Raw genomic sequence first — 12468 nt, 5'->3', positions numbered from 1 at the left:
ATGATGATTCCATTTAACGCACCGCCGGTGGTGGGAACCGAGCTTGATTATATGCAATCCGCGATGGACAGCGGAAAACTGTGCGGCGATGGCGGATTCACCCGCCGCTGCCAGCAGTGGATGGAGCAGCGGTTCGGGACGGCCAAAGCGCTGTTGACGCCTTCCTGCACCGCTTCGCTGGAAATGGCGGCGCTGCTGCTGGATATCCAGCCGGGCGATGAAGTGATTATGCCGAGCTATACCTTCGTCTCCACCGCCAACGCTTTTGTATTGCGCGGTGCGAAAATCGTCTTTGCCGATATTCGTCGCGATACGATGAACATTGATGAAACCAAAATTGAAGCGGCAATCACGGAGAAAACCCGCGCCATTGTGCCGGTACACTATGCTGGCGTGGCCTGCGAGATGGACACCATCATGGCCCTTGCCAGCGAGTACAATCTGTTCGTGGTGGAAGATGCCGCGCAGGGCGTGATGTCGACTTACAAAGGGCGAGCGCTGGGCACGATCGGCCATATCGGCTGTTTCAGTTTCCATGAAACCAAAAACTATACCGCCGGCGGTGAAGGTGGCGCGACGCTGATTAACGATCGCACGCTGATCGAGCGCGCGGAAATTATCCGCGAAAAAGGCACCAACCGTAGCCAGTTCTTCCGCGGGCTGGTGGATAAATACACCTGGCGCGATATCGGTTCCAGCTATCTGATGTCTGACCTGCAGGCGGCATACCTGTGGGCGCAGCTGGAAGCGGCGGAACAGATTAACCAGCAACGCTTAACGCTCTGGCAGCGCTATTACGATGCGCTGCTGCCGCTGGCACGGGCTGGTCGCATCGATTTGCCGGTGATTCCGGCCGACTGCGGACACAACGCGCATATGTTTTATATTAAGCTGCGCGATATTGACGATCGCAGTAACCTGATAGCCTGGCTAAAAGAGGCGGAAATTCTGGCGGTGTTCCACTACATTCCGCTGCATAGCTGCCCGGCAGGGGAGCACTTTGGCCAATTCCACGGTGACGATCGTCATACCACCCAGGAGAGCGAACGCCTGCTGCGCCTGCCGCTGTTCTATAACCTGTCGTCAGCCAATCAGCGTACGGTGATTAATTCGCTGCTGAGCTATTTCTCCTGATATGTCGCTGGCTAAAGCTTCACTGTGGACCGCCGCGTCCACGCTGGTCAAAATTGGCGCCGGACTGTTGGTGGTTAAACTGCTGGCGGTCTCCTTTGGCCCGGCAGGGGTGGGTCAGGCCGGTAACTTTCGCCAACTGGTGACCGTGCTTGGCGTGCTGGCGGGCGCCGGTATTTTCAACGGCGTCACCAAACTGGTCGCGCAGCATCATGACGATCGCCCGCAGCTGAATAAGGTCGTCGGTACCTCCTCTGCGATGGTGCTTGGCTTCTCAACGCTACTGGCGCTTATTTTTCTGCTGGCGGCCGCGCCGATAAGCCAGGGGCTGTTTGGTCATACGCACTATCAGGGGCTGGTGCGCCTTGTGGCGCTGGTGCAGATGGGCATCGCCTGGGCAAACCTGCTGCTGGCCTTGATGAAAGGTTTTCGCGATGCGGCGGGCAATGCCCTGTCGCTTATCGCCGGTAGCCTGATTGGCGTCGTGGCCTATTACGCCTGCTATCATTTCGCGGGCTACCAGGGGGCACTGCTCGGGCTGGCGCTGGTGCCGGCGCTGGTGGTGATCCCGGCGGCAATCGTGCTATGGCGGTGCGGGACGATCCCACTCAGCGCGCTGCGTCCGCGCTGGGATAACGCTCTCGCCGGGCAGCTTTCTAAGTTTACCCTGATGGCGCTGATTACCTCGGTGACGCTGCCGGTGGCTTACGTGATGATGCGTAACCTGCTGGCGGATCATTATGGCTGGGAGGCGGTAGGGATCTGGCAAGGGGTTAGCAGTATTTCCGATGCCTACCTGCAGTTTATCACCGCATCGTTTAGCGTGTACCTGCTGCCTACGCTCTCCCGATTGACGGCCAAACCGGACATTACCCGCGAGATCGGCAAATCATTAAAATTTGTTCTGCCGGCGGTGGCGGCGGCGAGCTTAACCGTCTGGCTACTGCGTGACTTCGCCATCTGGCTGCTGTTTTCCGACCGCTTTACGGCGATGCGCGACCTGTTTGCCTGGCAACTGGTGGGCGATGTGCTGAAGGTCGGCGCCTATGTTTATGGCTATCTGGTGATTGCAAAAGCGTCACTGCGTTTTTATATACTCACGGAAATCAGCCAGTTCACGCTGTTGACCGCATTCTCGCACTGGCTGATCCCGGCGCATGGCGCGATTGGCGCAGCGCAGGCGTATATGGCTACGTATATTGTTTATTTCGCCCTTTGTAGTGGCGTGTTTTTACTCTGGCGTAAACGGGCATGACAGCACTGATACATGTACTGGGATCGGATATCCCACACCACAACCAGACCGTTTTGCGGTTCTTTAACGACGAGCTGGCCGCCGATGACGAGCAGGCGCGTCGGTTTATGGTCGTCGGTGATGCAACAGGCGTCCGCGAAGCCTACCCGGCATTGTCTGTCACCTGTTATCCCGGGAAAAAATCCCTGGCGCAGGCGGCGATCGCGCTGGCAAAAGCCGATCGCCGACAGCGCTTTTTCTTCCACGGCCAGTTTAATACCGGGCTGTGGCTGGCGTTGCTGAGCGGGGGGATCCGTCCTGCCCAGTTTAACTGGCATATCTGGGGCGCCGATCTGTATGAAAATTCGTCCAGCCTGAAGTTTCGCCTGTTCTATCCGCTGCGACGGCTTGCCCAGAGTCGGGTCGGGCGCGTTTTTGCCACCCGGGGCGATCTCAGCTGGTTCGCCCGCCGCCATCCGCGCGTGCCCGGCGAGCTGCTCTATTTTCCGACGCGCATGGACCCGGCGCTCAATTCGCTGGCCGATAGCGCACCGCGCGCCGAGACGCTGACGATTCTGGTCGGGAACTCGGGCGACCGCAGCAATGAGCATATTGCGGCGCTGCGTGCTATCCATCAGCAATTTGGCGATACGGTAAACGTGATCGTGCCGATGGGGTATCCGGAAAACAATACGGATTATATTAACGAGGTCCGTGACGCGGGCGCGGCGCTCTTTAGCGCCGCACACCTGCAGATTCTCAGCGAGAAGCTGGCGTTTCATGATTATCTGAATCTGCTGCGCCGCTGCGATCTGGGCTATTTCCTGTTTGCTCGCCAGCAGGGCATCGGGACGCTGTGCTTATTAATTCAGGCGGGTATACCCTGTGTGTTGAACCGGGAAAATCCGTTCTGGCAGGATATGACGGAGCAGCATATTCCGGTACTGTTTACCGGCGATGCGCTGGATGTTGCCGTGGTGCGTGAAGCCCAGCGCCAGCTGGCAAGCGTGGATAAGAACCAGATTGCTTTCTTCCGGCCGAACTACCTGGCGGGCTGGCAGCGGGCATTGCAGATTGCCGCGGGGGTCAATGCATGACATTAATGCAATTTTGCGGGCTGCTGGTGGTCTGGCTGCTGTCAACGCTGTTTATCGCCACCGCGACATACTTTGAGTTTCGCCGCGTGCGCTTTAACTTTAATGTGTTCTTCTCATTGTTGTTTCTGCTGACCTTCTTCTTTGGCTTCCCGCTGACCAGTATCCTGGTGTTCCGCTTTGATGTCAGCGTTGCTCCGCCGGATGTGCTGTTGCAAACCCTGCTTATCTCAGTCTGTTTCTATGCGGTCTATTACGTGACCTATAAAACGCGCCTGCGCTCGGCCACGCACGACCGCCAGCGGCGGCCGCTATTTACGATGAACCGCGTGGAAACGCATCTGACATGGATCATTCTGCTGGGTGTGGCGCTGCTGTGCGTCGGGATTTTCTTTGCCCACAATGGCTTCCTGCTGTTTAAGCTCAACTCTTACAGCCAGATCTTCTCGGCCGAAGTCTCCGGCGTGGCGTTGAAGCGCTTTTTCTATTTCTTCATCCCGGCGATGCTGGTGGTCTATTTCCTGCGCCAGGATTATAAGGCGTGGATATTCTTCCTGCTCAGCACCGTGGCGTTTGGGCTGCTGACCTATGCCATCGTCGGCGGCACCCGAGCGAATATCATTATCGCTTTCGCCATTTTTCTGTTTATCGGCATTATTCGCGGCTGGATCAGTCTGTGGATGCTGGCGGCGGCGGGCGTTCTTGGCATCGTGGGAATGTTCTGGCTGGCGCTTAAGCGCTATGGCATGAACATCAGCGGCGATGAAGCGTTTTATACCTTCCTCTATCTGACCCGCGATACGTTTTCGCCGTGGGAGAATCTGGCGCTGCTGCTGCAAAACTACGACAAGATCGCCTTCCAGGGGCTGGCGCCGATGATCCGCGACTTCTACGTTTTTATCCCCAGCTGGATGTGGCACGGCCGCCCGACGATGGTGCTCAATACCGCCAACTACTTCACCTGGGAGGTGTTAAACAACCACTCGGGGCTGGCGATTTCACCGACGCTAATCGGTTCGCTGGTGGTGATGGGCGGCATTTGGTTTGTTCCTCTGGGCGCTGTCGCGGTAGGGCTTATTATTAAATGGTTCGACTGGCTGTACGACCTTGGCAATCGGGAAAGCAATCGCTACAAAGCGGCTATCCTGCATAGTTTCTGTTTCGGCGCTATCTTCAACATGATAGTGCTGGCGCGCGAGGGACTGGACTCGTTCGGCTCCCGCGTGGTGTTTTTCCTCGTGATCTTTGGTATCTGCTTGTTAGCGGCGAAATTGCTGTACTGGCTCCTGGACAGCGCAGGATTGATTCATAAGCGGGCTAAACCGCTTTCGCAACCGCAGGTCTGATAAGGATAAACATGACTGAGAACACTTCCGCGCCGCAGTACGCGTTGCGAGGGCTGCAACTCATTGGCTGGCGCGACATGCAGCATGCGCTCAATTACCTTTTTGCCGACGGCGAACTGCGCCAGGGAACGCTGGTGGCGATTAACGCCGAGAAAATGCTGGCGGTAGAAGATAACCCGGAAGTCCGAGCGCTGATTGAAGCCGCCGAGTTTAAATATGCCGATGGCATCAGCGTTGTGCGCTCGATACGCAAAAAATATCCGCGCGCCGAGGTATCCCGCGTTGCCGGTGCCGACCTCTGGGAAGCATTAATGGAGCGCGCTGGCGCTCAGGGGACGCCGGTATTCCTGATTGGCGGCAAGCCGGAAGTGCTGGCGGAAACGCAAGCGAAGCTGCGCGCGCGCTGGAACGTGAATATCGTTGGCAGCCAGGACGGCTATTTTACCCCTGACCAGCGCCAGCCGCTGTTTGAGCGGGTGCGAGAGAGCGGAGCGAAAATCGTCACCGTGGCGATGGGATCGCCGCGTCAGGAGATTCTGATGCGCGACTGTCGACGGGTTTATCCCGATGCGCTGTATATGGGCGTCGGCGGCACTTATGACGTCTTTACCGGCCACGTTCATCGGGCGCCGAAGTTCTGGCAGAACCTCGGCCTGGAGTGGTTTTACCGTCTGCTGTTGCAGCCGAGCCGGATTAAACGACAGCTCCACCTGCTGCGCTATTTACGTTGGCATTATTCCGGCAAGCTCTAATATTCCACTGCAATCAGGCGAGATTGCATACATATTCTGTGTAATGTCTTCATTCGCCTGATACTTTATTTGCCATTTCCGTAAAATTCATTAACCATTCGCATGCTTAATGCATGGCGGGCAGTATGTGCCGTCGTGCAAGCAGGGACATTTCCTTTCATTCATTAATAAAAATAACCGGTATATGGGCAAGACCATTCGCGGGTCGCGCCATGGCAAACCCGTCACTCTCCGGCGGCATGAAGCGCTGTGCTACGGCAAGGGGTGAGGTTAGCCATCAGGCGCGCCGTTCGAAGGACGAGGAACAAAAACCGGAAGCAGGGCAAACACAAGAGGTTATATGACAGAGAAAAAAGTGGAACTTCAGCGCGGACTGGAGGCCAGACATATTGAGCTCATCGCCCTTGGCGGGACGATTGGCGTGGGGTTGTTTATGGGGGCGGCGAGTACGCTGAAGTGGGCCGGTCCTTCGGTCCTGCTGGCGTATATTATTGCCGGTTTATTTGTCTTCTTTATCATGCGCTCGATGGGCGAAATGCTGTTCCTTGAGCCGGTGACCGGTTCGTTCGCCGTTTATGCGCACCGCTATATGAGCCCGTTTTTCGGCTATCTTACCGCCTGGTCATACTGGTTTATGTGGATGGCGGTCGGGATCTCGGAGATTACGGCCATTGGGGTGTACGTGCAGTTCTGGTTCCCGGATATGGCGCAGTGGATACCGGCGCTTATTGCCGTCGGGCTGGTGGCGCTGGCAAACCTGGCCGCAGTACGCCTGTATGGTGAGATAGAATTCTGGTTCGCGATGATTAAAGTCACCACCATTATTGTGATGATCGTCGTCGGGCTGGGCGTCATCTTCTTTGGTTTTGGCAATGGCGGGCACTCCATCGGATTTGGCAACCTGACCGAACATGGGGGCTTCTTCGCCGGCGGCTGGAAGGGGTTCCTGACGGCACTGTGTATCGTCGTGGCCTCCTATCAGGGCGTTGAACTTATCGGCATCACCGCCGGTGAAGCGAAGAACCCGCAGATCACGCTGCGCAGTGCGGTGGGCAAGGTCCTGTGGCGTATCCTGATTTTTTATGTGGGCGCAATTTTTGTGATTGTCACGATTTTCCCGTGGAATCAAATTGGCTCCGGCGGCAGTCCGTTCGTCCTGACCTTTGCGAAAATCGGTATTACGGCGGCAGCGGGTATTATCAACTTTGTGGTGCTGACGGCGGCGCTTTCCGGCTGTAATAGCGGGATGTACAGCTGCGGTCGTATGCTCTACGCGCTGGCGCGCAACCGGCAGCTGCCTGCGGCGATGGCAAAAGTTTCGCGCAATGGCGTACCGGCCGTGGGCGTCGCGCTGTCGATTCTGATTCTGCTGATTGGCTCCTGTCTGAACTATATTATTCCCAACCCGCAGCGAGTCTTCGTCTATGTCTACAGTGCCAGCGTACTGCCGGGCATGGTGCCGTGGTTTGTGATCCTGATTAGTCAGCTGCGTTTTCGCCGTGCGCATCAGGCGCAGATGGCCAGCCACCCGTTCCGCTCGCTGTTGTTCCCGTGGGCTAACTATTTTACGATGGCGTTTCTGGTTTGTGTGCTGATCGGCATGGGCTTCAATGACGACACCCGTATGTCGCTGTTCGTCGGGATACTTTTCCTGGCCCTCGTGACGCTTATTTATAAGGTGTTTGGTCTGGGTCGGCATGCAAATGTCGATAAAACGACGGAATAAACGCCAAAATGCACAAAGCGTGAGCAAACAGAAATTTTATTTAAAAAGGCACTAGACAGCGGGGGGGGAAGTCCGTATTATCCGACCCCGCAACGGCGCTAAGCGCCCGTAGCTCAGCTGGATAGAGCGCTGCCCTCCGGAGGCAGAGGTCTCAGGTTCGAATCCTGTCGGGCGCACCATTTAACCCGGTGCTTGAGCTGCGGTGGACTGTGAATTTAACAGGGCCGCGTGAAAAGATTTGCAGTGGTGGCTATAGCTCAGTTGGTAGAGCCCTGGATTGTGATTCCAGTTGTCGTGGGTTCGAATCCCATTAGCCACCCCATTATTGAAAGAGTTGTGAATTGCGAAGGTGGCGGAATTGGTAGACGCGCTAGCTTCAGGTGTTAGTGTCCTTAGGATGTGGGGGTTCGAGTCCCCCCCCTCGCACCACGACTTTTAAAATGAATTGAACTAAAAATTCAAAAAGCAGTACATCGGCGAGTAGCGCAGCTTGGTAGCGCAACTGGTTTGGGACCAGTGGGTCGGAGGTTCGAATCCTCTCTCGCCGACCAATTTTGAACCCCGCTTCGGCGGGGTTTTTTGTTTTCTGCCGCGCCACGACTATCTTATATCTCCCTGATCTTCCGAATAAAAAACCGCTATCCGCGCACACTGCGAACGCGTAATTTCGTACCCGGAATCCTCCCAATTTACTGTTGTGACAGATGCAATTTCCACGCAACCTGTGCGATAATAAACGGGTAGATGCTCATTCCATCTCTTATGTTCGCTTTCGGGCCTCATAAACTCCGGAATGATGCAGAGCCGTTTACGGTGCTTATCGTCCACTGACAGATGTCGCGCTTTTACGCACGATCTTCACGCTGCTGCGAAGCCGCTTGAGAGATACAGCGTATCGCCTCATCAAACACCATGGACATAACGTTGAGTGAAGCACCCAATTTGTTGTCAAACAGACCTGTTTTAACGCCTGCCCTGGTTTCAGTGCAGGCGTTTTTTTATGTCCGCGACGGGATGAGCAGAAGAGAGCTCAGAGAAGCGCGCTATCGCCTCTTGAAGAGGCGATAGCGGGAGGGAAGTTACGGCTGAGGATTGTTCTGTAGCGTTAACAGCAGGCCGTCACGGCGCATTAACGCCGCTTCTTCCGGCTGATGCATGCGGTCAAGCGTATCGGCCAGCCATGCGTAATCAAAGGCATCCGGACGCTGTTTCAGCGCAGCGCGAAACGCGATACTGGCCTCCTGCCATTCGCCGTGGCGCATCAGGGATTGCCCCAGGGTGCTCCACAGTAAAGGCCTGTCGCCGACCGATTTAATCTGCTGACGCAGCACTTTTTCCAGCTGCTCCGGATTATTGGTCTTCAGGCGCGGAATCAGCGTCACCAGGCGGTCATCATACTGCTTCTTCAGTCCGTCGATAATAATCTGCTGCGCGGTATCGTGATCGTCGCTCTCGATGAGCAGACTGGCCATCGCCACCTGCAGGGACACCTGGCTGCGAGTTTTGCGGTTCTGGTTTTGCCACCACTCACGTAATCCATCGCTTCCGCGGTCGGCCAGGGTTTGATCCATCAAGCCAATCCAGGCCTGCTGCTCCAGCGCGGCGCGGTGCTCTTCATCACTGACGTTGGCTTTTGCCATTGACGGCAGAATATCCAGCAGCGAATTCCATGCGCCGGTGCGGGTATAGGCCTGCTCGGCCAGGCGCAACACTTCCGGATGCCGCGGGGTAATCTCCAGCAGCTTATCAATGCCGTGGCGGGCCGCATGGTTTTCATTGCGGGCCAGCTGCAGGCGCACGCGCGCGATCTCGACCGGGATCAGGTCGTCTCCGGCCAGCTCCGTTGCGCGCTCCAGATGCTGATTCGCCCGGGCTTCATCACCACGCTGCTGGGCTGCTTCCGCCGCCAGCAGATAGTTCACCACCGGCTGCTCGGCGTGATCGGCGTTCTTCGCCATCAGCTTTTCAACCTGCTGATAGTCGCCTTCCGCCAGCTTCAGCAATGCCTGTTCGGTTTGCTTACGTGCGCGACGGCGTTTGCGGCCCACGAACCAGCCACGGGTATGGGCGCCGGTACGGAAAATACGGCGCAGCAGCCATTCAATCGCAAACAGTACCACCATGGTGAGGATCATGATGATCACCAGCCCGGTGACGCTGGTTTCGATGTTGTAGTTATCGGTCTGGATCAGAACGTAGCCCTGGTGTCCGGAGATAATCGGGCCGACAACGATCCCGGCGATCAGCAGTGCGAAGAGTAAGAGAATTTTCAGCATGCGTTACTCTCCTTGTGGCGCAGGCGCAGGCGCAGGCGCAGGGGCAGGTGCGGGAGCAGGGGGCGTCGGCGCGCTGCTCTGGGTGACGGCTGGCTGGGCCATCAGGTTGCGTACCCGCGTTTGCATCAGCTTCTCGAGAATGGCCTGACTTTGCAGATTTTCCGGCACGTTCATCGTGATGCTTTGCTGACTCAGTTTATCGACATCTTCCAGGAACGCCCTGGTCGTGGCATCTTCCGTGTCGTAATACGCGCGAACCCAGGTGGAAACATTATCCAGCGCTTGTTTGTATGTCTCTTCCTGATGGCGCGGTACCGCTTGCGCCGCAACCAGCAGACGGGAGCGAATATTTTCGCGCAGGTAGATATCCTGGTTTGGCGCCAGCAGCGGGACAGCGGTTTCGTCGCGGCGACGAATGGTAATAAAGCTGTCCATAAAGCTCTGCCAGCTCTTTTGCAGATTCACGCGCCATTCGCCGATGGAGCTGGACAGCTCTTCGCTGTCGGAATCCATCGGCGAGTCGTCGCTGTTATTGTCGGCGAGGCGCAGATTATCAATCTGGTTAGCAAGCTGGTTGACCTTGAGGATAATACCGTCGTAGTCGACCTGGCTGACGGCCGACAGCGACGCGATATCGTCGGTAATGGCGCGGCGGGCGCTAATCAGACTGGGATCGTTCATATCGGCGAGGCTGGCATCGGCGCTTTTTAACAGCGCCGCGGCGGTGGTGACATCCCGATCGCTCCACAGCTTACGCCCGGCCGATTTAACCAGAAAATCGGCCTGCGCCAGCAGCCAGGTTTTGGCATCGCTGCCGGAAATGACGGCCACTTTTTGCTGCACGTCTTCCAGCTGCTTCGCCAGCGTCTCCTGCTGATGTTTCGCTGCGGTTAGCTGGTCCGCCTGCTGCCTGATAATCCCTTCAAGCTCATTTTTTTGGCTTTCTTGCGCTTTTTGCAGCTCAGCCAGCCGATCGGCGAGCGCCGTGCTGGTCTCGTTCTGGCGCGATACTTGCTGTTTATTTAAACCAAACAGGCCGACGCCTGCGGCGAGGGCAATGGCGATAGCAACCGCGCTCAGAACGAGGCTGGTTTTATTGCCGCCGTTTTTCTTTCCGGTCTTCTCTGGCTGTGGCGCCTTGTCCACGGCCTCCCTGGTCTCTTCAACCACGGCGGATTGGTTTTGTTGTTCCGTCATTATGGCTTCCAATGTTGAGAGTTATTGTAATGCGCGTAGCAGCGCATCGTTGTCGGCGCTATCGGCAACCTGGATATCCTGCCAGCCCAATTCACGGGCCTGCCGGGCCAGGCGTTCACTGACAACTAAAATGCGACAGCGAAGGAGCCACCGTTCGCGATACCATTGGGGTATCAGCGCCCAAAGCTGTTGCAGCATCTCGCCGCTGGTCACGACCAGCGTAGTGACGCCGCTGGACTGCCAGCGCATTGCTTCTTCTGCGCCATCGTAATGCTTCGCACTACGTTGATAGCATTCACAAAAAGTAACGTCGGCGCCACGCTCGCGGAGCGTTTCACCTAATAATTCCCGCCCGCCGTTACCGCGAAGAAGAAGGGCTTTCTTCCCGGCAATGTTTTGTAATTCAGGTAATTGTAGCAAGACTTCGCTAATTTCCCGATCTAATGGGTAGCGAATGTTCTGCCCACTGACCGTATGCAGGGCCAGCGCCGTAGTGCGGCCAATCGCAAAATAGCCGGGTGCTTTCGGCCAGCGTTGGCCCAGTTGATGTAAGCGAGCATGGGCAAACTCTACCGCATGCTGCGAGAGCGCAAACAAAAGATCGCCTGCGGACAAGGCGGCCAGCTGGCCGCCTAGCGCAGGCAGTTCGCGTCCGGGCGTAAACTCAATGAGTGGAAAACTCCAGGCCACATGTCCTAACGCGCGCAGGCGGCTGACCAGTTCTTCACTTTTGGGCAACGGACGGGTGACCAGGATGCTCATCGCGGGGCTTCTCCTGCATAAACGGCGGCAAGAATGCCGCGGGCGCCGTTATCCAGCAGCTCTTCCGCCAGCGAGACGCCGAGACGCTCGGCATCTTCCGGCTGGCCGCGTCGTTCGCCGCGTACCACCTGCGAACCGTCCGGCGCGCCGACCAGCGCGCGCAGCCACAGCTCACCGTTAATCAACTCAGCATAGCTGCCGATCGGAACCTGACAGCCGCCTTCCAGCCGGGTATTCATCGCCCGTTCCGCGCGGACGCGAATGGCGGTTTCCGTATGATTCAGCGGTGCTAACAGCGTTTGCGTCCATTGATCGTCCAGGCGACATTCAATGCCGACCGCGCCCTGGCCGACCGCGGGCAGCGACTGCTCCGGCGTTAACGGCTGACGAATGCGCGACTCGAGGCCCAGACGTTTCAGCCCGGCGGCCGCAAGGATAATGGCGTCGTATTCGCCGCTATCGAGCTTGCCGAGGCGGGTGCCCACGTTACCGCGCAGAGAGCGGATCTCCAGATCGGGACGTTGGGCTGCCAGCTGGCACTGGCGACGTAAGCTTGAAGTGCCAACGATGCTGCCGTGCGGCAGCGCATCGATTGACGCATAGTGGTTAGACACGAAGGCATCGCGCGGATCTTCGCGCTCGCAAATCGTGACCAGCCCCAGTCCCTCGGGAAACTCGACGGGAACATCTTTCATGGAGTGCACGGCGATATCCGCGCGCCCTTGCATAATGGCCAGTTCTAACTCTTTGACAAACAAGCCCTTGCCGCCCACTTTGGCCAGCGGGGTATCAAGGAGCACGTCGCCGCGAGTGACCATCGGCACCAGTTCCACCGCCAGTCCAGGATGGCAGGACTCAAGGCGCTCTTTCACATAATGCGCCTGCCATAGCGCAAGTGGGCTTTGCCGTGTGGCAATTCTCAAAACTTTGTCTAACATGCTTGTTACCGT

The 12468-nt window shown here is 57.0% G+C and carries 10 protein-coding genes and 4 tRNA genes; 10 read left to right on the top strand and 4 right to left on the bottom strand.

What is annotated here, in order from left to right; genetic code table 11:
* Positions 1 to 3: 3 nt before the first annotated feature.
* From rffA to Electrica_RS24305, 10 genes are all read left to right on the top strand, one after another.
* A complete protein-coding gene (gene rffA, locus Electrica_RS24350; RefSeq protein ID WP_142255940.1) occupies positions 4 to 1134 on the top strand; it encodes a dTDP-4-amino-4,6-dideoxygalactose transaminase in 1131 nt (376 codons plus the stop codon).
* A gap of 1 nt (position 1135) precedes the next feature.
* Positions 1136 to 2386: a lipid III flippase WzxE gene (wzxE, locus tag Electrica_RS24345; protein ID WP_142255784.1), complete on the top strand. Its 1251-nt coding sequence runs from the start codon at positions 1136 to 1138 to the stop codon at positions 2384 to 2386.
* Entirely contained in the window at positions 2383 to 3462 is a 1080-nt protein-coding gene (locus tag Electrica_RS24340) for a TDP-N-acetylfucosamine:lipid II N-acetylfucosaminyltransferase (protein WP_142255783.1), read from the top strand. The genes wzxE and Electrica_RS24340 overlap by 4 nt, the downstream gene beginning before the upstream one ends.
* Complete coding sequence (gene wzyE / locus Electrica_RS24335) at positions 3459 to 4805, top strand: ECA oligosaccharide polymerase (protein WP_142255782.1); 1347 nt, start codon at positions 3459 to 3461, stop codon at positions 4803 to 4805. Before Electrica_RS24340 ends, wzyE begins: the two co-directional genes overlap by 4 nt.
* Before the next feature lie 11 nt (positions 4806 to 4816).
* Positions 4817 to 5557, top strand: a complete 741-nt coding sequence (gene wecG / locus Electrica_RS24330) for a lipopolysaccharide N-acetylmannosaminouronosyltransferase (RefSeq protein ID WP_131050029.1) — start codon at positions 4817 to 4819, stop codon at positions 5555 to 5557.
* A gap of 340 nt (positions 5558 to 5897) precedes the next feature.
* Positions 5898 to 7283, top strand: a complete 1386-nt coding sequence (gene thrP / locus Electrica_RS24325) for a bifunctional threonine/serine APC transporter ThrP (protein WP_142255781.1) — start codon at positions 5898 to 5900, stop codon at positions 7281 to 7283.
* Positions 7284 to 7385: 102 nt separating this feature from the next.
* Positions 7386 to 7462, top strand: a tRNA-Arg gene (locus Electrica_RS24320).
* Between the two features lie 67 nt (positions 7463 to 7529).
* Positions 7530 to 7605: transfer RNA gene (locus Electrica_RS24315), tRNA-His, on the top strand.
* 21 nt (positions 7606 to 7626) lie between these two features.
* Positions 7627 to 7712: transfer RNA gene (locus Electrica_RS24310), tRNA-Leu, on the top strand.
* Between the two features lie 45 nt (positions 7713 to 7757).
* Positions 7758 to 7834: transfer RNA gene (locus Electrica_RS24305), tRNA-Pro, on the top strand.
* A gap of 528 nt (positions 7835 to 8362) precedes the next feature.
* On the opposite strand, the gene hemY is transcribed toward Electrica_RS24305, so the two are convergent.
* Genes hemY through hemC form a run of 4 tightly spaced genes read right to left on the bottom strand, consistent with a single transcriptional unit; the run spans position 8363 to position 12456 of the window.
* On the bottom strand, positions 8363 to 9559 hold the full coding sequence (hemY, locus tag Electrica_RS24300; protein WP_100685948.1) for a protoheme IX biogenesis protein HemY: 1197 nt from the start codon (positions 9557 to 9559) through the stop codon (positions 8363 to 8365).
* A gap of 3 nt (positions 9560 to 9562) precedes the next feature.
* Complete coding sequence (gene hemX, locus Electrica_RS24295; RefSeq protein ID WP_142255780.1) at positions 9563 to 10756, bottom strand: uroporphyrinogen-III C-methyltransferase; 1194 nt, start codon at positions 10754 to 10756, stop codon at positions 9563 to 9565.
* Positions 10757 to 10777: 21 nt separating this feature from the next.
* Complete coding sequence (gene hemD, locus Electrica_RS24290; protein ID WP_142255779.1) at positions 10778 to 11518, bottom strand: uroporphyrinogen-III synthase; 741 nt, start codon at positions 11516 to 11518, stop codon at positions 10778 to 10780.
* The gene (gene hemC, locus Electrica_RS24285) at positions 11515 to 12456 is read right to left on the bottom strand and encodes a hydroxymethylbilane synthase (protein ID WP_100685951.1); all 942 of its coding nucleotides are present in this window, start codon (positions 12454 to 12456) and stop codon (positions 11515 to 11517) included. The genes hemD and hemC overlap by 4 nt, the downstream gene beginning before the upstream one ends.
* Positions 12457 to 12468: the final 12 nt, after the last annotated feature.

This window comes from Klebsiella electrica, from assembly GCF_006711645.1.
Classification (GTDB): domain Bacteria; phylum Pseudomonadota; class Gammaproteobacteria; order Enterobacterales; family Enterobacteriaceae; genus Klebsiella; species Klebsiella electrica.
This window is presented reverse-complemented; position numbering and strand designations above follow the sequence as displayed.

What these genes read in the sequence shown, in the direction of transcription:
- rffA (WP_142255940.1), top strand. Translation starts at nt 4, where the DNA reads ATGATTCCATTTAACGCACCGCCGGTGGTGGGAACCGAGCTTGATTAT.
- wzxE (WP_142255784.1), top strand. Translation starts at nt 1,136, where the DNA reads ATGTCGCTGGCTAAAGCTTCACTGTGGACCGCCGCGTCCACGCTGGTC.
- Electrica_RS24340 (WP_142255783.1), top strand. Translation starts at nt 2,383, where the DNA reads ATGACAGCACTGATACATGTACTGGGATCGGATATCCCACACCACAAC.
- wzyE (WP_142255782.1), top strand. Translation starts at nt 3,459, where the DNA reads ATGACATTAATGCAATTTTGCGGGCTGCTGGTGGTCTGGCTGCTGTCA.
- wecG (WP_131050029.1), top strand. Translation starts at nt 4,817, where the DNA reads ATGACTGAGAACACTTCCGCGCCGCAGTACGCGTTGCGAGGGCTGCAA.
- thrP (WP_142255781.1), top strand. Translation starts at nt 5,898, where the DNA reads ATGACAGAGAAAAAAGTGGAACTTCAGCGCGGACTGGAGGCCAGACAT.
- hemY (WP_100685948.1), bottom strand. Translation starts at nt 9,559, where the DNA reads ATGCTGAAAATTCTCTTACTCTTCGCACTGCTGATCGCCGGGATCGTT.
- hemX (WP_142255780.1), bottom strand. Translation starts at nt 10,756, where the DNA reads ATGACGGAACAACAAAACCAATCCGCCGTGGTTGAAGAGACCAGGGAG.
- hemD (WP_142255779.1), bottom strand. Translation starts at nt 11,518, where the DNA reads ATGAGCATCCTGGTCACCCGTCCGTTGCCCAAAAGTGAAGAACTGGTC.
- hemC (WP_100685951.1), bottom strand. Translation starts at nt 12,456, where the DNA reads ATGTTAGACAAAGTTTTGAGAATTGCCACACGGCAAAGCCCACTTGCG.